The organism is Roseateles sp. (assembly GCF_047654785.1).
In the GTDB taxonomy this organism is placed as follows: domain Bacteria; phylum Pseudomonadota; class Gammaproteobacteria; order Burkholderiales; family Burkholderiaceae_C; genus Pelomonas.
This window is the reverse complement of sequence record NZ_JASGKQ010000002.1, coordinates 205,366-226,843: the sequence shown is the minus strand read 5'-3', so window position 1 is coordinate 226,843 and position 21,478 is coordinate 205,366. Positions and strand designations below refer to the sequence as shown.

The 21,478-nt window shown below is 68.1% G+C and carries 24 protein-coding genes; 21 read left to right on the top strand and 3 right to left on the bottom strand.

Features of this window, described 5'->3' with window-relative positions:
- Positions 1-19: 19 nt before the first annotated feature.
- The gene (gene moaC, locus QM788_RS05720; protein WP_415660516.1) at positions 20-520 is read right to left on the bottom strand and encodes a cyclic pyranopterin monophosphate synthase MoaC; all 501 of its coding nucleotides are present in this window, start codon (positions 518-520) and stop codon (positions 20-22) included.
- Between the two features lie 76 nt (positions 521-596).
- Between moaC and QM788_RS05715 the strand changes: the two genes are divergently transcribed.
- Positions 597-2,189: a M48 family metalloprotease gene (locus tag QM788_RS05715; protein WP_415660515.1), complete on the top strand. Its 1,593-nt coding sequence runs from the start codon at positions 597-599 to the stop codon at positions 2,187-2,189.
- A 3-nt stretch (positions 2,190-2,192) separates the two neighbouring features.
- On the opposite strand, the gene QM788_RS05710 is transcribed toward QM788_RS05715, so the two are convergent.
- Positions 2,193-2,537, bottom strand: a complete 345-nt coding sequence (locus tag QM788_RS05710; protein WP_415660514.1) for a phage holin family protein — start codon at positions 2,535-2,537, stop codon at positions 2,193-2,195.
- Between the two features lie 116 nt (positions 2,538-2,653).
- On the opposite strand from QM788_RS05710, the gene QM788_RS05705 reads away from it, so the two are divergent.
- The 19 genes from QM788_RS05705 to QM788_RS05615 all read left to right on the top strand — a co-directional run bounded on the left by QM788_RS05705 (position 2,654) and on the right by QM788_RS05615 (position 19,975).
- Positions 2,654-3,394 carry an energy transducer TonB gene (locus QM788_RS05705; RefSeq protein WP_415660513.1) on the top strand — a complete coding sequence of 247 codons (741 nt, stop codon included), beginning with the start codon at positions 2,654-2,656 and terminating at the stop codon, positions 3,392-3,394.
- 20 nt (positions 3,395-3,414) lie between these two features.
- Entirely contained in the window at positions 3,415-4,185 is a 771-nt protein-coding gene (locus tag QM788_RS05700) for a MotA/TolQ/ExbB proton channel family protein (protein ID WP_415660512.1), read from the top strand.
- 13 nt (positions 4,186-4,198) lie between these two features.
- Positions 4,199-4,615, top strand: a complete 417-nt coding sequence (locus tag QM788_RS05695; RefSeq protein ID WP_415660511.1) for an ExbD/TolR family protein — start codon at positions 4,199-4,201, stop codon at positions 4,613-4,615.
- Between the two features lie 228 nt (positions 4,616-4,843).
- Positions 4,844-7,177 (top strand): TonB-dependent receptor, encoded by a 2,334-nt coding sequence (locus QM788_RS05690; RefSeq protein ID WP_415660510.1) that lies wholly within the window; start codon positions 4,844-4,846, stop codon positions 7,175-7,177.
- Positions 7,178-7,201: 24 nt separating this feature from the next.
- Positions 7,202-7,888, top strand: coding sequence for a Fe2+-dependent dioxygenase (locus tag QM788_RS05685; protein WP_415660509.1), 687 nt, complete (start codon positions 7,202-7,204; stop codon positions 7,886-7,888).
- Between the two features lie 228 nt (positions 7,889-8,116).
- Entirely contained in the window at positions 8,117-10,462 is a 2,346-nt protein-coding gene (locus tag QM788_RS05680) for a TonB-dependent siderophore receptor (RefSeq protein WP_415660508.1), read from the top strand.
- A gap of 223 nt (positions 10,463-10,685) precedes the next feature.
- Positions 10,686-10,784 (top strand): hypothetical protein, encoded by a 99-nt coding sequence (locus QM788_RS05675; RefSeq protein ID WP_415660507.1) that lies wholly within the window; start codon positions 10,686-10,688, stop codon positions 10,782-10,784.
- Positions 10,785-10,888: 104 nt separating this feature from the next.
- Positions 10,889-11,827, top strand: a complete 939-nt coding sequence (locus QM788_RS05670) for a JmjC domain-containing protein (protein ID WP_415660506.1) — start codon at positions 10,889-10,891, stop codon at positions 11,825-11,827.
- 2 nt (positions 11,828-11,829) lie between these two features.
- On the top strand, positions 11,830-12,198 hold the full coding sequence (locus tag QM788_RS05665) for a hypothetical protein (RefSeq protein WP_415660505.1): 369 nt from the start codon (positions 11,830-11,832) through the stop codon (positions 12,196-12,198).
- 20 nt (positions 12,199-12,218) lie between these two features.
- Positions 12,219-12,527, top strand: coding sequence for a hypothetical protein (locus tag QM788_RS05660; RefSeq protein ID WP_415660504.1), 309 nt, complete (start codon positions 12,219-12,221; stop codon positions 12,525-12,527).
- A 13-nt stretch (positions 12,528-12,540) separates the two neighbouring features.
- Positions 12,541-13,149 (top strand): hypothetical protein, encoded by a 609-nt coding sequence (locus QM788_RS05655; RefSeq protein WP_415660503.1) that lies wholly within the window; start codon positions 12,541-12,543, stop codon positions 13,147-13,149.
- Positions 13,050-13,922: an aminotransferase class V-fold PLP-dependent enzyme gene (locus QM788_RS05650; RefSeq protein WP_415661163.1), complete on the top strand. Its 873-nt coding sequence runs from the start codon at positions 13,050-13,052 to the stop codon at positions 13,920-13,922. Before QM788_RS05655 ends, QM788_RS05650 begins: the two co-directional genes overlap by 100 nt.
- 145 nt (positions 13,923-14,067) lie before the next feature.
- On the top strand, positions 14,068-14,748 hold the full coding sequence (locus tag QM788_RS05645) for a Fe2+-dependent dioxygenase (protein ID WP_415660502.1): 681 nt from the start codon (positions 14,068-14,070) through the stop codon (positions 14,746-14,748).
- Positions 14,749-14,753: 5 nt separating this feature from the next.
- Complete coding sequence (locus QM788_RS05640; protein ID WP_415660501.1) at positions 14,754-15,386, top strand: PepSY-associated TM helix domain-containing protein; 633 nt, start codon at positions 14,754-14,756, stop codon at positions 15,384-15,386.
- 20 nt (positions 15,387-15,406) lie between these two features.
- On the top strand, positions 15,407-15,925 hold the full coding sequence (locus QM788_RS05635; RefSeq protein WP_415660500.1) for a DUF2271 domain-containing protein: 519 nt from the start codon (positions 15,407-15,409) through the stop codon (positions 15,923-15,925).
- A 19-nt stretch (positions 15,926-15,944) separates the two neighbouring features.
- Positions 15,945-16,781 carry a DUF4198 domain-containing protein gene (locus tag QM788_RS05630; RefSeq protein WP_415660499.1) on the top strand — a complete coding sequence of 279 codons (837 nt, stop codon included), beginning with the start codon at positions 15,945-15,947 and terminating at the stop codon, positions 16,779-16,781.
- A 168-nt stretch (positions 16,782-16,949) separates the two neighbouring features.
- Positions 16,950-17,987: an FAD:protein FMN transferase gene (locus QM788_RS05625; RefSeq protein ID WP_415660498.1), complete on the top strand. Its 1,038-nt coding sequence runs from the start codon at positions 16,950-16,952 to the stop codon at positions 17,985-17,987.
- A gap of 5 nt (positions 17,988-17,992) precedes the next feature.
- The gene (locus QM788_RS05620; RefSeq protein ID WP_415661162.1) at positions 17,993-19,378 is read left to right on the top strand and encodes a sulfite reductase subunit alpha; all 1,386 of its coding nucleotides are present in this window, start codon (positions 17,993-17,995) and stop codon (positions 19,376-19,378) included.
- Between the two features lie 192 nt (positions 19,379-19,570).
- A complete protein-coding gene (locus QM788_RS05615) occupies positions 19,571-19,975 on the top strand; it encodes an SWIB/MDM2 domain-containing protein (RefSeq protein WP_415660497.1) in 405 nt (134 codons plus the stop codon).
- 72 nt (positions 19,976-20,047) lie between these two features.
- Here QM788_RS05615 and QM788_RS05610 read toward each other — a convergent pair whose 3' ends face one another.
- Complete coding sequence (locus QM788_RS05610) at positions 20,048-20,437, bottom strand: response regulator (protein ID WP_415660496.1); 390 nt, start codon at positions 20,435-20,437, stop codon at positions 20,048-20,050.
- Between the two features lie 221 nt (positions 20,438-20,658).
- Here QM788_RS05610 and QM788_RS05605 point away from each other — a divergent pair, with 221 nt between their 5' ends.
- Entirely contained in the window at positions 20,659-21,468 is an 810-nt protein-coding gene (locus tag QM788_RS05605) for an MHFG family PEP-CTERM protein (RefSeq protein ID WP_415660495.1), read from the top strand.
- The last annotated feature ends 10 nt before the right edge of the window (positions 21,469-21,478 follow it).

Here is a 21,478-nt window from a genome sequence, read left to right as displayed (position 1 = left end):
GCGCGCGCCCGGCGCGGCGTTAGCCGGGTGGGCCCGCCGCCTCGTCCGCGCACCACCCGCCGCTCTTGCCGCCCTGCTTCTCCAGCACGCGCACGCCGTCGATGACCATGCCGCGGTCGGCGGCCTTGCACATGTCGTAGATGGTCAGCAGGCCCAGCTGCACCGCGCACAGCGCCTCCATCTCGACGCCGGTGCGGCCCAGCGTCTCGACCTGGGCGCGGCAGCGCACGCGCGAGCCGGCCTCGTCCAGCTCGAAGTCCACCGACACCCGCGTGAGCGGCAGCGGGTGGCACAGCGGCACCAGGTCGGCGCAGCGCTTGGCGCCCTGGATGGCGGCGATGCGGGCCACGCCCAGCACGTCGCCCTTGCGGGCGCTGCCGCTGGCGATCAGCGCCAGCGTCTCGGGCCGCATGCGGATCTCGCCGGCGGCGACGGCGACGCGGTGCGTCTCGGCCTTGGCCGACACGTCCACCATGCGGGCCTGGCCCTGCGCGTCGAAGTGGGAAAGCGGTGGGGTCATGCCGGAGAAACAAACAGGAAACCGAGATGCGGGCATCATAGGCAGCCGGCCCGTGGCCGGCCGGAGCCCCTGTTCGATGATGAAGAAGCCGTTCGCCGCCCGCCCCCTGATCACGCTGGTCGCGGCCGCCACGCTGGCGCTGCCCGGCGCGCCGCTGCGGGCCCAGGTCAACCTGCCCGCCCTCGGCGACGCGGTGTCGCAAGACCTCGACGTGGGCACCGAGCGCCAGCTCGGCGAGCGCTACATGCGCCAGATCCGCATCGACCCGGCCTATGTGCAGGATCCGCTGCTGCGCGAGTACCTGGACGGCATCTGGAACCCGCTGATCGCCGCCGCGCGCAAGCTCGGCAACATCAGCGACGAGACGCAGACCCGCTTCGCGTGGGAGCCCTTCCTGGTCGAGGACAAGAGCGTCAACGCCTTCGCGATGCCCGGCGGCTACGTCGGCACCCACCTGGGGCTGATCGCCATGACGGTGTCGCGCGACGAGCTGGCCTCGGTCATTGCGCACGAGATCTCGCACGTCACGCAGCGCCACATCGCGCGCCGCATCGCGGGCGACTCGCGCAACAGCTGGGTGGCCGTGGCCGGCTTGCTGCTGGGCGTGCTGGCCGCGTCGCGCGGCAACATCGACATGGCCAACGCCGGCATCATCGGCGGCCAGGCGGCTACCGCGCAGATGTCGCTGAACTTCTCGCGCGACATGGAGCGCGAGGCCGACCGCGTCGGCTTCAACGTGCTGGTCGAGGCTGGCTTCGCGGGCAGCGGCATGGTCAGCATGTTCGAGCGCATGGAGCAGGCCTACCACCTGATGGACAACGGCGCCTTCCCCTACCTGCGCTCCCACCCGCTGACCACCGAGCGCATCGGCGATGCGCGCACGCGCCTGGCGCTGGAGCCCTTCGCGCGTCCGCGAGGGCTGGCCGAGCACGCGCTGATGGCGGCCCGCGCCCGCGTGCTGATGGACCCGCGCGTGGAGGCCTGGCAGGTGCTGGAGAACTACGACGCCGGTGCCCGCAACCTGCGCGACAGCGGCGGCTACGAGCAGCTCGGCGCGCGCTACGCGGCGGCGCTGGCGTCCATCAAGCTGCGCCACTTCGACCGCGCCGAGGCCTCGCTGCGCAGCGCCGAGCTGACGCTGCAGCTGCTGGCGCCCGGCGACGCGGAGCGGGCCGCCGCGTCACGCCAGCTCACCTACCTGCGCGCCGAGCTCGCGCAGGCGCGCGGCCGGCCGGCGGACGGCATCGCCGCGCTGGACCGGCTGAACGAGAAGTCCCGCCCGCTGCTGCTGCAGCGCGTGGGCCTGGCGCTGGCCGCCGGCGCGGACCCGGCGCTGCGCGACGCGGCCGAGGCGCTGCAGACGCACGTCAGCCTGGAGCCGCACGACGCCTATGCCTGGTCGCAGCTCGCGCTGGTCTGGGAAAAGCTGGGGCAGCCGCTGCGCGCCATCCGCGCCCGGGCCGAAACCCATGCCGCTGCCGGTGACCTGAACGGCGCGATCGACCGGCTGCGCTCCGGGCTGCGCCAGTCGCGCGGGCCGGACGCTGACCAGGTGGAAGCCTCCGTCATCGACGCGCGGCTGCGCACGCTGGTGTACGAGCGCCAGTCCCTGCTCGCCGAGATGTACCGCGGCCGCTACATCCCGCCGGACGTCGAGCTGCCGAATTAGGGCTCAGCCCAGCCGTTCGACGACCACGTCGATGACCATGCCGCACAGGCTGTAGATCAGCGAGCCGACCAGCGCCGCGCCGAAGCCGGTGACCGTCAGGCCATCCAGCACGGTCGCCGCGGCCCAGAAGATCAGCGCGTTGATGACGAACAGGAACAGCCCCAGCGTCAGCACCGTCACCGGCAGCGTCAGCAGCACCAGGACGGGCCGCACGATGGTGTTGAGCAGGCCGATCACCAGCGACGCGATCAGCGCCGAGGTGAAGCTCTTCACCACCACGCCCGGGTAGAGGTGCGCCACCAGCAGCAAGGCACCGGCCAGCAGCAACCAGCGGATGAGTGTCTTCATGCCGGAGAGCATACCGACACTTCGCGCCTGCTTATCAGAGCAATGAACAGATACGTAATGGGAATAATTCGCATTTAGTGCTAGCATGTGGTTTTCCCTATCCAGGCCCGTCCGGCGTGACTTCAGCTGCCCCCCTTGCCGTCGAAACCGCCTCGCCCGCACCGCAGCGGCCGCTGCTGGCGCCGGCACTGCCGCCCGCGCGCGGCGATGAACTCGGCCCGAACGGCCGGCGGGCGCTGATTGGCGGCGTCGTCGTGGCCCACCTGGTGGGCGGCTGGGCGCTGCTGCAGGTCGACGCGGTGCGCAGCGCGGTGCGCGAGGTCGCGCCGGTGCTGATGGTCAACATGATCGCGCCGCCGGAGCCGCCCAAGCCCGCGCCACCGCCGCCGCCTCCCGCGCCGGCCCGGCGCGTCGCGCCCACGCCGGCGCCCATCATCGCGGCGGCGCCGTCGCCCAGCCCGGCGCCGGCCGCCTTCGTCGCGCCGGAGCCGGATCCCGCGCCGCCGGCACCCGTGCAGGTGGCTGCGGCGCCGGCCCCGCCCGCGCCCCCGGCGCCGCCGGCCGTCGCCCCCGGGCCGCGCCAGATCGCGCCCAGCGCGGTGCGCTACGAGCGGCTGCCCGAGCTGCACTTCCCGGCGCTGTCCCGACGCGCGCGGGAGGAGGGCACGGTCGTGCTGCGTATCACCGTGGACGCCGCGGGCCGGCTCAAGCAGGCCACCGTGCAGCGCTCCTCGGGCTTCGAGCGCATCGACCAGGCGGCGCTGCACGACATCCGCAGCGCCCGCTTCGTGCCCTATATGGAAGACGGCAAGCCCGTCGAATGGCAGACCCTGGCCCCGCTGGTCTACGAACTTTGATCGCTAACTGAAAAATCCCCATGGACGCCACCGCCCTCGCCACCGCCACGCCAGCCCCCGGGTTCGGCCATTTCATCGCCCAGTCGGACGCCGTGGGAAAGTTCCTGCTCGGGGTGCTGGTGGTGATGTCCATCGTCTCGTGGGGCCTGATCGTCGCCAAGGGCGTGGCGCAGTTCCTGCGCAACAAGCGCGCCGCGACCTTCCTGGACTTCTTCTGGAACGCCCGCTCGCTGGACGCGGTGCAGGCCGAGCTCAACACCCACGGCGCGCGCGACCCCTTCTCCCACCTCTCCGCCCACGCGCTGCACGCCCAGGCCCACCACGCCCGCCACGGCGCGGCCAAGCTCGCCGAGGCCGGCACCGCCAACGACTTCATCACCCGCACCATCAAGAAGGTGCTCGACGAGGAAACCACCCAGCTCGAATCCGGCCTGACCACGCTGGCCACCATCGGCGCCACGGCCCCCTTCGTCGGCCTGTTCGGCACCGTCTGGGGCGTCTACCACGCGCTGCTGGCCATCGGCATGAGCGGCGCGGGCACGCTGGACAAGGTCGCCGGCCCGGTGGGCGAGGCGCTCATCATGACCGGCATCGGCCTGGCCGTGGCCATCCCCGCGGTGATGGCCTACAACGCCTTCACGCGCGGCAACCGCGTGCTGACCGCGCGGCTGGACGCCTTCGCCTACGAGCTGCACAGCTTCCTGACGCTGGGCGAGGCGCCCGGGGCGGCCGCGCAGACCGGCGCGGCGGCCACGGTGCGCCCGCTCAAACCCGCCGCGGCGGCGCACTGAGGGAGGGCGCGCGATGGCCTTCGCCTCCTTCGACAACAAGCGCGGCAACGCGCCGGTGGCCGAGATCAACATGGTGCCGCTGATCGACGTGATGCTGGTGCTGCTGGTGATCTTCATCGTCACCGCGCCGCTGCTGACGCACGCGGTCAAGCTGGACCTGCCCAAGGTGAGCTCGCAAACCAACGAGGTCAAGCCGGACAAGATCGAGTTCGCCATCGACGCGCAGGGCCAGCGCTACTGGAATGGCGAGGTGGTGACGCGGGAGGAGGCGCAGCAGCGCTTCCTGGCCGAAGGCAAGAAGCCCGTGCAGCCCGAGATCCACCTGCGTGCCGACCAGGACGCCGCCTACAAGACCGTCGCCCAGACCCTTGCCGACGCCTCCAAGGCCGGCCTCTCCAAGGTCGGATTCGTCAGCGAACCCGAGCGCTGAGCGGGCCACCCCGGCTCAGGCGTCGCGTGAATGCAACGCCCGGCCTCATGACGACGGGACTTTTTGACGCCAGTTAATGAGAATTATTGGCGTTTGCATCGTTGCTGCTGCCAGCAACCGTGCCCACCCCCCGAGGTTCTTCTCCCTGCCCCCTCCGGCCCGGCGCGCGATCCGCGCGCTGGCGGGTGTTTTCGCCCGTCGCCCCCTTTCGAATTCCCTGGAGCTTCCATGTCCCTGATCAAGAGCCGCAAGCATGCGCTTGCCCCCCATGCCCTGGCCGCGCTGGCCGCGCTGAGCGCCAGCCTGCCGCTGGCCGCGCAGACCGCACCCGCCGCCGACGCGAAGAAGGACGAGGCCGCCCTGCCTGCCGTGAAGGTGCGGGCGGGCAACGAAGTGCCCTTCAAGGCCGACAGCGCCGGCAACACCAAGTTCACCGCGCCGCTGGTGGACACGCCCAAGTCGGTGACGGTCGTTCCCAAGCAGGTGCTGGAGGAAACCAACGCCCGCAGCGTGCAGGAAGCGCTGCGCACCGTGCCGGGCATCACCTTCGGCCAGGGCGAGGGCGGCACGCCGACCGGCGACCGCCCCTTCATCCGCGGCTACGACAGCCAGACCTCGATGTACATCGACGGCCTGCGCGACCCCGGCTCGCAGTCGCGCGACGTGTTCAACATCGAACAGGTGGACGTCGTCAAGGGTTCGGACTCCGCCTTCGGCGGCGCCGGCTCGACCGGCGGCTCGATCAACCTCACCAGCAAGCAGGCGCGGCGGGGCAATTCCGGCGCCTTCGACCTGGGCCTGGGCACGGCCCGCTACAAGCGCGTCACCGCGGACCTGAACCAGCAGATCGGCGAAACCACCGCGGTGCGCGTGAACGCGATGCGCGAGAAGAGCGGCGTGGCCGGCCGCGATGCCGTCTTCGACAGCAAGACCGGCGCGGCGCTGTCCTTCTCCACCGGCCTGGGCACGCCCACGCAGATCGGCGTGGACCTGTACTCGTTCAAGAGCGACGGCCTGCCCGACTACGGCATCCCGTTCAAGCTCGCCGGCGGCGCCGGCACGCCGAACGAAGCGGCGGGCCTGAACTCGGGCCACGCGACCCGGGACACCGTGATCAGCACGAAGCGTGAGAACTTCTACGGCCTGAAGGACCGCGACTTCCGCAAGACCGGCCAGGACTCCGGCACGCTGCGCCTGGAGCATCGCTTCGACGAGAAGCTGACGCTGCGCAACCGCACCCGCCTGACCCAGTCGTACAACGACTACATCGTCACCAACCCTGCCGACAGCGCGGGTTGGTACAACGCGGACCCCACGCCGACCAACCTGACCGACACGCCGCCCCGCGGCTCGACCCGCAACGACGCGAGCGGCGAATACCTGTGGCGCAGCCAGAAGAACCGCAACGTGAAGACCGACGCCTGGATCAACCAGACGGAGATCGTCGGCGACTTCGACCTCGGCGGGCTGCGCAACAGCTACACCGCCGGCCTGGAGATCAGCAGCTCGGAACTGGACAGCCGCGGCTACACGGTCACCGGCAATTCCTACGCGCACATCGCCAACCCGAACCCGAACGACCTGTGGAACGGCGTGGTCGGCCGCGCGACGGCCGGCAACAAGACCAAGACCGACGTGCAGGCGCTCTACGCCTTCGACACCCTCACGGTGACCGAGCACTGGCTGGTGAACCTGGGCCTGCGCTACGACCACTTCAAGACCCGCCAGACGGCCTACAACGCCGACGGCGCGCCGCTGACCACCGCGCAGCAGGCCCAGGACATCAAGAGCGACGCCAACCTCTTCAACTACCAGGTCGGCGTGGTGTTCAAGCCCGCCAGCAACGGCAGCATCTACCTGAGCCTGGCCACGTCGGCCAGCCCGTCCGGCTTCGCCAGCGGCGACAGCACCGAATCGGCGGTGGCGCTGACCAACAAGGACCTGGATCCCGAAAAGACCCGCAGCCTGGAACTGGGCACCAAGTGGGAGCTGCTGGACAACCGCCTCTCGGTGACCGCGGCCATCTTCGACATGAAGAAGACCAATGCCAAGGTCACGAACGACCTGGGCGTCACCGCCACGGTCGGCGAGCAGGCGATCAAGGGTGTCGAGCTCGGCGTCACGGGCGCGATCACGCCGGCCTGGAACCTCTCGGCGGGCTACACCTACCTCGACAGCGAGCTGGTGGACGGTGGCTACAGCTGCACCAACGCGAAGCCGCCGGTGTGCACGCCCTCGGCGAACAACGGCAAGCAGTTCGCCAACACGCCCAAGAGCAGCTTCACGCTGTGGAGCACCTACACGGTGGCCCCGGGCCTGCAACTCGGTGCCGGCGCGAGCCACGTGGACAAGGTCTATTCGGACCCGGCGAATACGGTCTGGCTGCCGGCCCACACGCGCTTCGACGCGATGGTCAGCTACCAGATCAACAAGAACGCCAGCGTGCGGCTGAACATCAGCAACCTGACCGACAAGACCTACTACGAGCGGCCGCAGAACCCGCACATGGCCTACGTCGCGCCGGGGCGCCAGTTCATCCTGACCGGCAGCTACAAGTTCTGACCTCGGCTTGACCGGAAGCGCGCCATGCTGCTGCACGTGCCCGCCGTCCTGACCCGCGACGAAGTCGCGGGCCTGCGGGAGCGCCTGGACCGCGCCGACTGGGCCGACGGCCGCGAGACCGTCGGCGCGCAGGGCGCGCAGTTCAAGCACAACCTGCAACTGCCCGAGGCCTCGCCGGTGCGGGCCGAGGCAGGGCGGGTCGTGTCGGCGGCGCTGGAGCGCAACCCGCTGTACTTCTCGGCGGCGCTGCCGACCAAGGTGCTGCCGCCGCGCTTCAACCGCTACCAGGGCGGCGGCGAGTACGGTTTCCACGTCGACGGTTCGGTGCTGGTGATGGGCCCGCCGGACGCGCGCTGGCACGTGCGTTCGGACATCTCGTGCACGCTGTTCCTCAGCGACCCGGACGAATACGACGGCGGCGAGCTCACCGTCACCGACACCTACGGCGAGCACGAGGTCAAGCTGCCCGCGGGCGACATGATCCTCTACCCCTCCACCAGCCTGCACAAGGTCACGCCGGTGACGCGCGGCGCGCGCGTCGCCGCGTTCTTCTGGGTGCAGAGCATGGTGCGCCTGGACTGGCACCGCACGATGCTGTTCGAGCTGGACCAGACCATCCAGAAGCTGCGTGCACGCCACGGCGAAACGCCCGAGGCGGTGGCGCTCACCAGCCACTATCACAACCTGCTGCGCCTTTGGGCCGAGGTGTGACCCGTCAGCGATCCGGGCGCTGAGCGCCCCGCTGCGGGCGTCGCATGGATGCAACGCTTGACCCCATGGAGGCGGGGCTTTTCGTGATTCTTAATAAGAATCATTAACATTTACATTGTTGCTGGCGCCAGCAACATTTCCGCCCCCCGAGTTTTCTCCCGCCCCCCCGGCCCGGCGCGCGACCCGCGCTGGCGGGTGTCTAGCGCCCGCCGACCCCTTGGAGTTCCCATGTCCCTGATCAAAAGCCGCAAGCACAAGCTTGCCCCCCATGCCCTGGCCGCACTGGCCGCATTGAGCGCCGCCAGCCTGCCGCTGGCCGCACAAACCGCGACGGCCGCCACGCCCGCCGCCGACGCGAAGAAGGATGACGCCGCGCTGCCCGCCGTGAAGGTGCGGGCCGGCAAGGAAGTGCCCTTCAAGGCCGACGTCAGCGCCTCGTCCAAGATCACGCAGACGCTGCTGGAGACGCCCAAGACCATCCAGGTCGTGAAGAAGGAAACCCTGCAGGAACAGGGCGCCGTCTCGCTGATGGAGGCGCTGCAGAACACCCCGGGCATCACGATGCAGCTGGGCGAGAACGGCAACACCTCGGCCGGCGACACCTTCCAGATGCGCGGCTTCTCGCTGCAGACCTCCACCTTCGTGGACGGCGTGCGCGACCTGGGCGCCATCACGCGCGACGTGTTCAACCTGGAGCAGATCGAGATCGTCAAGGGCCCGGCCGGCGCCGACACGGGCCGCGGCGCGAGCGCGGGCTACCTCAACCTGATCAGCAAGCTGCCGCAGCTGGACGCCATCACAGACGCCACGCTGACGCTGGGCACCGACAGCCGCAAGCGCGCCACGGTGGACGGCAACTTCCGCCTGGGCGAGAGCAGCGCCGCGCGCCTGAACGTGATGGCGCAGGACAACGGCGTCCCCGGCCGCGACGTGGTGAAGAAGAAGGGCTGGGCGATCGCCCCGTCCATCGCTTTCGGCCTGGGCACGCCGACGCGCCTGTACCTGTTCTCGCAGCACGTGCGCCAGGACAACACGCCAGACGGCGGCGCGTCCACGGTCGGCTTCCCCGGCTTCTACAACGCGACGGCCGCGGTGCGCGCCGCGCCGCGCGCCACCCACCAGTACTACGGCAGCAACAACGACTATGAGAAGGTCGATGCCGACATGGTGACCGCCAAGCTGGAGATGGACCTGGGCGGCGACACCACCGTGCGCAACCTCTCGCGCTACGGCCGCACGCACATGGACCGCGTGCTGACCGGCATCCTCAGCATCGGCGCGACCACCGGCAGCGGCGCCAGCGCCACGGTGCTGCCGATGGAGCAGTGGACCATCAGCCGCCTGCGCCAGCGCATCGACCAGACCAACGAGATCCTGGCCAACCAGACCAGCCTGAACACCTCGTTCACGCTGGCCGGCATGAAGCACGACCTGGCCACCGGCATCGAGCTGTCAGCCGAGGAGCAGCGCACGCTGGGCACCGGCACCGCGAAGCAGACCATCAACGGCGTCGCCTTCGAGGCCATTCCCACCACGCCGCCGGCCAACCTCTACAACCCCAACGCCAATGACGCGATGGGCACGCCCTACCTGACGGGCGCGAACAGCGAGGGCCGCACCACGACGCAGGCCTTCTACGTCTTCGACACCGTCAGCGTCACCGACGCGCTGAAGCTCAACGCCGGCCTGCGCCACGAGCACTTCACGATCTCGACGCTGTCGGCCTCGGTCGGCCTGATCCCGGGCCAGGCCACCGGCAGCAACGTCAACACCATCAACCGCAACGCGCTGCGCCACAGCGACTGGATCACGAGCTGGAACCTCGGCGCCACCTACAAGCTGGCCGACAACGGCACGGTCTACGGCGCCGTCGCCAACTCCATGACGCCCCCGGGCAGCGCCAACTTCTCGCTGTCGACCAGCGGCATCAACTCCGGCGCGGCGGAACCGCAGGAAACCAGCAACTACGAGCTGGGCACCAAGTGGGAGCTGCTGGACAAGCGCCTGAACGTCAGCGCCGCGCTGTACCGCACCGAGAACGACAAGCAGGTCACGCAAGACCCGATCACGCGGGAGAGCCTGCAGGAAGGCAAGACCCGCGTCGAGGGCATCGAGCTGGCCGCCGTCGGCCAGCTCACGAACTTCTGGCAGATCAGCGCCGGCCTCCAGACCATGAAGACCAAGCAGATCAACCAGCAGAGCGTCAGCTCCAGCAGCGGTGTGGTCACCGTCACCGACGGCGTGCGCTGGTCGCCGGAGTTCTCGGCCACGCTGTGGACCTCCTACCAGTGGGGCGACCTGACCCTCGGCGGCGGTGCCCGCCACATGGGCAAGCTGAAGCGCCAGATCAGCTCGACCACCACGCCGCTGGACCAGATCCTGATGCCCAATGTGCCGGCCTACACGGTGGTGGACCTGATGGCCTCCTACCGCCTGTCCAAGCAGGTCAACCTGCAGCTGAACGTGGCCAACATCGCCGACAAGGTCTACCTGCAGGCGCTGAACAGCGGCGGCGCCCGCCTGTACCTCGGCACGCCGCGTTCGGCGACGTTGACGGCGCGCTTCTCGTTCTGATGGATCTTTTGAGTTAGGAGTTTGCGCGGCAGAAGCAGCGCGCCGCAAAAGCAGGCAGTTTCAGGGGTTCTGGACCCCTGCCCACCTCAAGAAAATCGCTCCTGAGCGGTTCTGATCGGTCGAAATTCTGATGACCATTGTCGAATCCTTCTGCCGCGCAGACTCCTAGCCAACACCGGGCCCGCGCCGGCTTCGCACCGGAGCGGGCCTGGCCATTCCAGCCATGCCCCAGAGCATGGTGCGCGACGATGCCCGCCGCACCCTGCTGTACGAGCTAGACCAGACCGTCCAGCGCCTGCGCGTAGCTTCGGGGCATCAGTAACTACTCACCGGCTATAGATGAAATCGCGCTGACCAGCCATTTCTATGCTGACAATTTCTACGTAGATTTCGCGTGCCAATCCCGTCTACAACCATTTTCCAACCATGAGCCGCAAACCTATTATTGACTTGAAGCTGGGCGAATCAGATTTCCGCGAGATTTTTGAGAAAAAGGTAGCCTTCTTTGAAGGAGCCCTTCATGGACTCAATTACGAATGGAGCGACTTCTCTCGGGACTTTCATGGAATAAATCCCGTCGGCGGTGAGGTCCGCTTCTTCCAAAGCGAACGACTTTCTCCACCTGATTACCTCGTAGCGATTGAAGAAAATCAAAATGTGATCCACGAGTACAAAGTTGAGGAAATCGAGGAGCGGTTTCGCCAGGGCGCATCGCTCGTTGTAAATCGTTTTGATAGATACAGTGTCCTGGGTTCTCGAGTTTGCAGTGACTTGGCGCAAATTTCGAAAAACATCGTTCTTGGGAACGCGTATGTCTCCAAGGGACGGTCCAGGACTTTTGGATCGCACTGGGATCGACATTGCGTATTCGCAGTTCAAGTGATTGGCAAGAAACGATGGAAGGTCTATCGACCAACGATGGAGCTACCGCTTTACAATCAGCCGAGCACACTGCACAAATCGAATGGTGTTGACCCGGATGAGAAACTTGAACTAGTGGTTGACAGAGTACTGTCGCCTGGCGATATCCTATATGTTCCCAGAGGTTGGTGGCATGAAACTGAAACCGTGGGCGCTGAGCCATCAATGCATATCTCTTGTGGAGTACACACGCTGCGACTCCACGATTACCTCAGATGGGTGCTGATGAGCAAAGCTGATCAGAAGATTGAGTTGAGGAGATCTGTGTCGTCGCCCGAAGAATTTGGGAAACAAATAAATTTTGCCCTGAAGGTGTTTGCTGAAGAATGCGCCAAAGACGAGAACCACCAGCAATACTCGCTAGAGAGGGAAAGCTTGTACAAGCGGAACAAGCTGGTCCATTTCGAAAATTTTATTTCTGAAAATTTCCGAGCGGAGGAATAGAGGTGCGATACATCAACGAATACAGCGCAACCATCCAGGGTGCCACCGTGTGCAAACCCCCAAACAGTGGGGGGCAAATTCTCACCGCCAACCTGCCGGCGGGCTGGAAAGCCACTGTGAACAAAGAAGGTAATGGGTCGTACACATTTGCCATCAAAAACTCGTATGGCGCTGATGTCGTGAAGGAGAACACTGGGGTCGGATTGATATGTACTGCCTTCGCGGGCGGTGTGGGACTTGCCGTATTTTCTTACAGCGGTGCGAATATCGCATTGGGCAGATACGCTGCGAGCTTGGCGTATGCCGGTTGCTCAACGGTTCTTGACGATAGTTGGGAAGATGGTGACGAGGAAGGGCTTCCGGAATGTTGACCAAGCGACACAGCAAAGCCATGGCCTTCGTGACTGCGGTATTGCTGGCCGGCGCAGGGGCCGGATATTGGTTCGACGACCGACTTGCCGTCAGCGCAGCGTTGATCGCTCCAATGTTTTGGCTAGATTCATGGATAATTGATCGATCACAGCGGATTACCCCCTTCAACTCGTGGAGTTGGTCGTTTATCGGCATAACTTCACTTTGCGCCTCCATACCTGCATTTCTCTGGACCCGGACGCTGTTGGCCCCCTGCTTCCTTGCATCTTTCGGCCTTGCGGCGTTAGTTAAGGCTATTGATGCTTCGTTCTGCAAGCCAAAATTATAAGCAAAGGGCAACCATGAATATCGAAGAGAAAGAGATTTCCGGGCGGCGCCGCCGCGAGTTCCTTCGCATCCTGGGCGTTGGATCAGGCGCTGGAGTTTTGACTGCGTTGCAAGCCTGTGGTGGCGGAGGCGACTATCAATCGAGCGAAAGTCTCTACAGCGACCTGCTGGCTGACTCTGACTTCTGGTCTCGCAGCAGGAAGCTATTTACTGGGCGAACTGGCAACAAGATCTATTTCGACATTGATGCCGATCTAACGAAGCCATCGTCGACCTCTAAGATTCTCGCGGCATCCACGCTGAGAAAAACTCTTTCCACCAGTCTCACTCAAGATGATTTGGTCGAGCCGCGCGACGAGCGCTTGAGAATGGCTCGTAATCTCGGGGTGGATTTGAGCCAGGTTGCATTTGTCGACAGCGCAACTGATGGCATGATGAAACTACTTCTCGGCTTGGCTTGGGAACCGGGACAAGTGGTGGTTACATCCAATCAAGAACATCCGAGCATTCTTGCTTTTTTGAGATCCGCCCGCCACATATTTCAGATAGAAATAGCGGTTGTAAACCTTCCACTGCAAGTGTCCGGCGCAGAAGAGATCGCGGATCTTTCCGCCAACGGATAAAGGCACTAAAAACCTCTGGCAAGAAGCCAAAAGCTTTGCTTTGGTCTTCTCCCACCTACGTGACGGGCCTCATGTTGCCGATTGCGGCGCTGGCCAACTTGGCGCGCGAGCATGAGATGCTCAGCATTTGCGACGCGGCACATCTTCTTGGAATGGTTGAGTTTGACTTCAATGCGTTGAATCTTGATTACCTGGTCACCTCGGGAAGCAAGTGGCAGGCTGGTGCAAATGGCACTGGAATTCTATTAATGAGGAGAGGGCAAGCTGCTCCTTCAATGGTTTACAAAGTAACTGGTGGTGATCAGGACGTCGCGTCTGCGCTCTCCAAAATTTCGTCATCAAAGCTGCCCACTTTCCAGGCGCTGGCCAACTCCTGCGATGTGTACTCTGAAATTGGCCGCTCCAAGATTTCTGGATACACGCTCAGTTTGGCCGCCTATTTCAGGAAGTTGGTTGCCTCGCAATGGGGTAGTGATCGGATTTATGGCTTTTCAGAGACTTCAGAGCTTTCCTCTGGGTTGCTGACCTTTAACCCGTTCACCAATCCCATTGATGTGCAAAATGAGGGAAAGGCTCGAGAAGTAGTTGCAAGGCTCCGCTCGGAGCATGGCTATACTGCACGGGTCGTTAGGTTCCAACGCGACTCTTCGTCCGCAGTGGAGTGGCCGCTTCGCGTTTCAACGCCGCTTTGGCTTTCCCCGCCTGACCTCGACGCGTTCGTTAAGGCGGCGCAAGCGGTAATAAGTACTAAGGCAACCTCTCAAGTGTTTTAGCATCCAACGTGATAAGGGATAATACCAATACGTCGAACTTAAGCCCCATCACCTCTCCTGATCAACACTGATCAACAAGGATGGGCTCTAGCCAACACCGAGCCTGCGCCGACTTCGCACCGGCGCGGGCTTGGCCACTCCAGCCATGCTGCTCCATATCCCCGCCATCCTCAGCAAAGACGACGTGCGCGAAATGCGCCGCGGCCTGGACGCGGCCGACTGGACCGACGGCCGCGAGACCGTCGGCGCCCAGGGCGCGCAGGTCAAGCGCAACCGCCAGCTGCCGGTGGACCACCCCGTGGGCCGGCAGATCGGCGACCACATCCGGCAGGTGCTCGCGCGCCATCCGCTGTTCATCTCGGCGGCGCTGCCGCTGCGCACGCTGGCGCCGCTGTTCAACCGCTACGAAGGCGGCGAGCACTACGGGCTGCACGTGGACGGCGCGCTGATGCGCCAGGCCGGCACCGAGCAGCCGCTGCGCAGCGACGTGTCCACCACCGTCTTCCTGTGCGAGCCCGAGGAGTACGACGGCGGCGAGCTCATCGTCACCGACACCTACGGCGAGCACGAGGTCAAGCTGCCGGCGGGCGACATGGTCGTCTACGCCAGCAGCAGCCTGCACCGCGTCGAGCCGGTCACGCGCGGTGCGCGCGTGGCCTCCTTCTTCTGGACCCAGAGCCTGGTGCGCGACGACGGCCGCCGCACGATGCTGTTCGAGCTGGACCAGACCATCCAGCGCCTGCGCGGCCGCCTCGGCGACGACGCCGACACCAAGGCGCTGACCCACCACTACCACAACCTGCTGCGGCAATGGGCCGAGACCTGACCGCCATGGCCGCACCCTCCGCCTCCGCCCAGCGCTCCGCCTGGCTCAAGACGCTGCACCAGTGGCACTGGATCAGCTCCGCGCTGTGCCTGATCGGCATGTTGCTGTTCTCCGTCACCGGCATCACGCTGAACCACGCCGCCGACATCGGCGCCACGCCCGTCGTCACCCAGCTCAAGGGCCAGCTGCCCGCGCCGCTGCTGCTGCAGCTGAAGCCCGCCGACGACGAGGACGAGCGCAAGGCCCCGCTGACGCCCGAGCTGCGCAGCTGGCTGGCCGACACGCTGAAGCTGCGCCTGGACGGGCGCGACGCCGAATGGTCGCCCGAGGAGATCTACCTGCCGCTGCCGCGCCCCGGCGGCGACGCCTGGCTGCGCGTGCAGCGCGACAGCGGCGCCGTCGAGTACGAGCTGACCGAGCGCGGCTGGATCTCCTATTTCAACGACCTGCACAAGGGCCGCCACACCGGTACCGCCTGGAGCTGGTTCATCGACGTCTTCGCGGTCGCCTGCCTGGTGTTCTCCATCACCGGCCTGCTGATCCTGAAGATGCACGCCACCAACCGCCCGAGCACCTGGCCCATGGTCGGCCTGGGGCTGTTGCTGCCTTTCCTGCTCGCCATCCTGTTCATCCACTGACATCACCACGAGGGCTTTCCATGCAACTCCGCTACTCCTTCGCCCTGGCCGCCGCGACGGTGGCCCTGCCGGGCCATGCCGCCGAACTGGCGCTCAAGCTCGAAATCCCGCGCCTGGCCGTGGCCGAATACCACCGGCCCTACGTCGCCATCTGGGTCGAGAAGGCCGACCAGAGCGTCGCCGCCAACCTGGCCGTCTGGTACGACGTGAAGATGAAGAACAACGAAGGCAGCAAGTGGCTCAAGGACATGCGGGCCTGGTGGCGCAAGAGCGGCCGCGACCTGGCCCTGCCGGCCGACGGCCTCAGCAGCGCCACGCGCGCGCCCGGCGAGCACAGCGTCAGCTTCAGCGGCGCCAAGGGCCCGCTGGCCACGCTGCCGGCCGGCGACTACCAGCTCGTCATCGAGGCGGCCCGCGAAGTGGGCGGCCGCGAGGTCGTCAAGGTTCCGTTCCAGTGGCCGGCCAAGGCCGCCGCCGCCACGGCCACCGCGAAGGGCGAGCATGAGCTCGGCGCGGTCAGCCTCACCGTCAAACCCTGAACCCCCTAGGAGCACTCCCATGAAGCTGAAGCACATCACCGCCGCCATCGCCATCGCCGCCGCCCTGCTGCCCGGTGCCGCCCAGGCCCACCGCGGCTGGCTGCTGCCGTCCGCCACCGTGCTGTCCGGCACCGAACCCTGGGTGACGGTGGACGCCGCCATCTCCAACGACCTGTTCTATTTCGAGCACGTCGCGATGGGCCTGGACAACCTCGTCGTCTTCACGCCCGACGGCAGCCCGGGCAAGGCCGAGAACGCCGCCAAGGGCCGCTACCGCAGCACCTTCGACGTGAAGCTCTCGCAGCCCGGCACCTACAAGATCGCCGTCGTCAACAACGGCGCCAACGCCAGCTTCAAGGTGGACGGCGTGCAGAAGCGCGTGCGCGCCGCCTCGCTGGAGGCGCTGGCCGCGCAGATCCCGGCCAATGCGCAGGAGGTGCAGGTCTCCGTGTCGGCCGGCCGCAACGAGATCTTCGTGACCTCCGGCAAGCCCACCGACAAGGTGCTGGCGCCCACCGGCCAGGGCCTGGAGCTGGTGCCCATCACCCACCCCAACGACCTGACGGCCGGCGAGACCGCCCAGTTCCGCTTCGTGCTGGACGGCAAGCCTGCGGCCAACATCGCCGTCACCGTCATCCCCGGCGGCATCCGCTACCGCGACAAGCTCGGCGAGATCAAGCTGACCAGCGATGCCGAAGGCAAGATCAGCGTCAAGTGGCCCGAGCCCGGCATGTACTGGCTGAGCGCCGCCCCGGCCCGCGACCCCAATGCGCCGCGCACCGCTGAGGCCGGCACGCTGGACAAGCCGGCACGCCGCGCCAGCTATGTGACGACGCTGGAAGTGCTCGCGCAGTGATGGATGCCCCTCGCCCAGGCCCGCGGCGCTGAACGCGCGCGGGTCTGGTCGATCGCGAGAGGATGGCGATGCATGCGGCATCGAGCCGCATGCATCGCCCAACGGGCCGGCTTGGGAGCGGCCCGGCGCTCGGCCCTTGGGCCCTTGAATACCGAACTGAATACCGACATGAGTCCGTCCCTGGCCGAGCCGCGCGTGCTCGTGCCGCTGCAACTGGAGCCGCAGGCCGAGCCCGCGCTCGGCGCGCGGCTGCATGCGCTGGGCGGCGCCACGATGGGCACCACCTGGCGCGTGCTGGCGCTCGCCGGCCTCGCGCAGCCGGCCGCATGGGCGCCGGCCATCGACGCCTGCCTGCGGCTGGTCATCGAGCAGATGAGCACCTGGCTGGCCGACTCGGCGCTCAGCCGCTTCAACGCCGCGCCGGCCGGCAGCTGGCATGCGCTGCCCGATGAGCTGATGGGCGTGCTGGACTGCGCGCTGCGGGTGGCCGCCGCCAGCGACGGCGCCTTCGACCCCGCCGCCGGCGCGCTGGTGGACCTGTGGGGCTTCGGCCCCGGCCCGCAGCGCTTCGACGCCCCCGGCTTCACGGCGCCCGATGCCGCCGCCTGCGCCGCCGCGCTCGCGCACGGCGGCTGGCGCCGGCTGCGCGTGGACGGCGCCCGCGTGCTGCAGCCGGGCGGCCTGCGGCTGGACTTCTCCGGCATCGCCAAGGGCTATGCGGTCGACCTCGTCGCCGACACGCTGCGCGCCCTGGGCGTGCGGCACTGCCTGGTCGAGATCGGCGGCGAGCTGCGCGGCCACGGCCTCAAGCCCGACGCCCAGCCCTGGTGGGTGGACCTCGAAACCCCGCCCGACATCGCCGCGAGCCCGGCGCTGCCGGCCACGCGGCTGGCGCTGCACGGCCTGTCCGTCGCCACCTCCGGCGACTACCGGCGCTTCTTCACCGCCGCCGACGGCCGCCGCCATGCGCACACCATCGACCCGCGGAGCGGCCGCCCGGTCGCGCATGCGCCCGCCTCGGTCAGCGTCGTGCATGCGCAGTGCATGTGGGCCGACGCCTGGTCCACCGCGCTGACCGTGCTCGGCCCCGACGACGGCCTGGCGCTCGCCCGCCGCGAGCGCATCGCGGCCCGCTGGCTGGTCCGCCGCGCCGACGGCGGCGTCGACGAACGGCTGTCGCCGGCCCTGCTGGAGCTGGCCCAGTGAACGCGCTGGCGACGCTCGCGCCGGAGCGCATCGCGCTGGCGCTGCTGGGCGTGGCGCTGTACGCGCTGCTGTGCGGCGGCATCGCGTGGCGCCAGCGCCGCCGCGCCCAGGCGGCCGCCGCCGCGGCGCAGGCGCTGCTGCCGGCCGCCGACGGCCAGGCGCCGCTGCTGGTGCTGCACGCCAGCCAGACCGGCCAGGCCGAGGAGATCGCCTGGCAGACCGCCCGCGCGCTGCACCTGGCCGGCGTGCCCGTGCGGCTCGCGGCGCTGGGCGAGGTCACGCACGCCGAGCTGCAGGCGGCCGAGCGCGCGCTGCTGATCGCCAGCACCTACGGCGAGGGCGACGCGCCCGACGGCGCCGCCGCCTTCGTGCGCCAGGTCATGGGCGCGGCCGGCGGCGCCGGCCTGTCCGGCCTGCACTTCGGCCTGCTCGCGCTCGGCGACAGCAGCTACAAGCACTACTGCGGCTTCGGCCGGCTGCTGGACGACTGGTTGCGCCGCCAGGGCGCGCAGCCGCTGTTCGAGTGCATCGAGGTGGACTGCAGCGACGCCGCCGCGCTGCAGCGCTGGCGCGAGCAGCTCAGCCACATCGCCGGCACGCTGGACCTGCCGGACTGGACGGCGCCGGACTTCCAGCCCTGGCGGCTGCTGCGGCGGGAGCGGCTCAACCCCGGCAGCCAGGGCGAGCCCGTCTGCCACCTCGAACTGGCGCCGCCCGAGGGCAGCGCGCTGCCGCACTGGGAGGCGGGCGACCTGGTGCAGATGCAGCCCGCCGCCGACCCGCAGCGGCCGCGCGAATACTCCATCGCCTCGCTGCCCGCCGACGGGCGGCTGCACCTGCTCGTGCGCCAGGCGCAGCGCAGCGACGGTAGCCCGGGCCTGGCCTCGTCGCAGCTGTGCGCGCAGGCCGCCGTCGGCGACACCGTCGCGCTGCGGCTGCGCGCGCACACGGGCTTCCGCATCGGCGACAACGCGCAACGCCCGCTGATCCTGATCGGCAACGGCACCGGCCTGGCGGGCCTGCGCGCGCACCTGAAGGCGCGTGCCGCGCAAGCCGCCGCGCCGGCCTGCTGGCTGCTGTTCGGCGAGCGCGAGGCCGAGCACGACGCGCTCTACCGCGCCGACGTCGAGGCCTGGCAGCGCAGCGGCGTGCTGGCCCATGTGGACTGGGTGTTCTCGCGCGACCAGCCCGAGCGCCGCTACGTGCAGCACCGCCTCGCCGAGCAGGCGGCGCAGCTGCGCGAGTGGGTGGCGGCCGGCGCGGCCCTCTACGTCTGCGGCAGCCTGCAGGGCATGGCCGGCGGCGTCGAGGACGTGCTGCGCGACGTGCTCGGCGACGCGCGGCTCGACGAGCTCACGGTGCAGGGACGCTACCGCCGCGACGTGTATTGATGCACGGCCACGACAACCCGCGGTTTTCACCCCCGCCGATGGGCGGATGCGGCCTTTTCACGCCTAGAAATCCTTCTCTTCCCAGAGGGAGCGCAGTACCATCGCCGCCGCAGGGTGCCAGCGAGTATTGAAGGCTTACGCGGCCTTCACCCGGACCCGGCACATCAACAACTTTTGATGGAGTGAATCGACATGGCAACTGCGAAGAAGGCCGCGCCCGCGAAGAAGGCAGCGGCGCCGGCCAAGAAGGCCGCCCCGGCGAAGAAGGCGGCGGACCCGGCGAAGAAGGCCGCCGCGCCCGCGAAGAAGGCAACCGCGGCCAAGAAGGCCGCGGACCCGGCCAAGAAGCGCACGCCCAACGCCGCCTTCATGAAGGCCCTGACCCCCAGCGCCGCGCTCGCGGCCATCGTCGGCGCGGCCCCGCTGCCGCGCACCGACGTGACCAAGAAGGTCTGGGAGTACATCAAGAAGAACAAGCTGCAGGACGAACTGCAGAAGCGCGTCATCAACGCCGACGCCAAGCTGAAGGAAATCTTCGGCAAGGCCAAGGCCGACATGTTCGAGATGACCAAGCTGATCAACAGCCACCTGAAGTGACGCGGCCGCCGCGCGCGGCGCGGCCCCCGCAGGTTCCGAGCCCGGCACTGCCGGGCTTTTTCATGTCCGGCGTCAGAACAGCGCCTGCAGGTCGCGCTGCAGGCGCGGCACGTCGATGGGCTTGAGCCAGTAGTCGTCGAAGCCGGCCTCGCGTGCGGCGCGCACGAGGGCGCCGGGGTCGTCGGCCGACAGCGCGATCCAGCGCACGCCCCGCAGCGCACCGGCCAGCGCCGCGTCCGCCGCCACGCGGGCGCGCAGCGCCAGGCCGCTCATGTCGGGCAGGTGCATGTCCACCAGCACCAGCGCCGGCCGCTGCGCGGCCAGCGAGGCCAGCGCCTCGGCGCCGGTCTCGGCGCAGCACAGCTCCCAGCCCGGCAGCAGCCGGAACACCTCTTCCATCAGGATCAGCTGGATGCGGTCGTCTTCGACGTAGAGCACCTGCGGCGGGGCGCGGTCGGGCATGGGGCGGAGGAGGAGCGGCGAGGGGGGCGGGTCGGCACGATAGAGCAAGCCCCGGCGCCCCAGGGGGGCTGCGGCGTCACGGTTCCTTGCAATTCCGTGACATTCCTCACTGGATGCTTACCCCATGTCCGAGGGACGGGGCCGCAGGCCGGCCCACCCGCTCTCTAACATGCGGGCATGCGCCCTGATTCGTGCGCGCCCTGTGTTTTCGGGCCCTATTTATGTCACTGATCGCCACCTTTGCCCTCGCCGTTTCCGCCGGTTCCACGCTGCCGCAATGCAACTGGGACCGCCCCGGCGTCAACCCCTTCATGGGCGACGTGGTGGCGGCCGTGGACCGCTACCAGGACATCCCCGCCGCCACGCGCGAGAAGCTGAAGGCGCGCATGAAGGCGCGCAGCTATGACGACATCGCCGTCATCGCGCGCGACGGCATCCAGGGCCAGGGCAAGGCGCAGTACGCGCCCGAGATCACCGACATGCATTTCGGCCCCGGCGCGGTCTGCCGCACGGTGACGCGCGCCAAGTGGTCCGCCCAGATGCAGGAGCGCGGCCTGGTGTATTGCGAGGACGGCCAGTGCATCCTCGTGCCCACGGTGTGCCGCAACGTCAGCCGCATCCGCCGGCAGGAGGCACCCGCCGCCGCGGCGGCGCCGGCCGCCGGTGGCGGCAGCACGGCGGCCGCGCCCGCCGAGCCGCTGGAGTTCGAAGCCCCGGGGGCCGGCCCGATGGCCGCCGCGGCGCCGGACAGCTTCGCGCAGCAGGCCGGCCTGCCGGTCGGCCTGTCCACGCCGCCGGCCAACAGCTTTGCCGGCCTGGGCGGCGGCATGCTGCCGAGCGCGCCGGTCGCGGGCGGCGGTGGCGGCGGCGTCGCCGTGCCGCCGCTGATCTTCCCCGGCATGCCGATGCTGCCGCCCGGCACGGTGCGCCCGACCGAGGTGCCGCCGGCCGTGCCGGAGCCCGGCACCTGGGCGATGCTGGCGGCGGGCCTGCTGCTGGTGGGCGCCCGCGCCACGCGGCGCCGCCGCTGAAGCGCGCCGG